The organism is Caulobacter sp. 17J65-9 (assembly GCF_010975005.1).
In the GTDB taxonomy this organism is placed as follows: Bacteria; Pseudomonadota; Alphaproteobacteria; order Caulobacterales; family Caulobacteraceae; genus 17J80-11.
Window position 1 is genome coordinate 1 of record NZ_JAAIVC010000346.1, and the last position, 656, is coordinate 656.

The 656-nt window shown below is 75.3% G+C and carries 1 protein-coding gene; it reads left to right on the forward strand.

Going from position 1 to position 656, the window contains the following annotated elements:
• Positions 1-276: 276 nt before the first annotated feature.
• Positions 277-656 (forward strand): winged helix-turn-helix domain-containing protein (locus G3573_RS21875; protein WP_205598444.1); only part of this gene is annotated, 380 nt, incomplete at its 3' end.

A 656-nucleotide genomic window follows, 5' to 3' on the forward strand; every position in this document is an offset into this window, starting at 1 on the left:
GGCCCGGCCCACACGAACAGCGCGTCCACCGCCGCCTCCGGCGCCGGCGCCTGGGCCTGGGCCTGGGCCGGCGCGGCGAAGGCCAGCACCGCGACGGCCGCCGCCGCCCGCAGCATCCGATGTCGAGTCATGCACGCCCCCTCGTCCTGGCCCGAGGTTAGCCAACCCTCTCCCCTTGCGGGAGAGGGAGGGTCCCGCCATTGCCTTTCCCCCGCCCCTGCGCGACGCTCGGCGAAGCAGCCGGCGCCGCGGGCGCGCACTCTAGGAACCGCAGACTTGCCCCCCGGCGGCTTTCGCTTCGACCGTTTCCTGCTCGATCCCCGCGACCGCCGGCTCAGCTTCGACGACGCGCCGGTCGAGCTGAACGCGCGCTATCTCGACGCCCTGACCCTGCTGGTCAGCGAGCACGGCAAGCTGGTGCCCAAGGACCGCTTCCTGGCCGAGGTCTGGCGCGGCGTGCCGGTCACCGACGAGGCGCTGACCCAGTGCATCCGCACCCTGCGCCGCAGGCTCGGCGACGACGCGACCAGCCCGCGCTTCATCGAGACCGTGCCCAAGTACGGCTATCGCTTCATCGCCCCGGTCGCCGCGGTCGAGGCCCCGGCCCCGGCCGCCGGCGCGCCGGCGCCCGCCTGGCGGCGCGTGCTGTGGCTGGG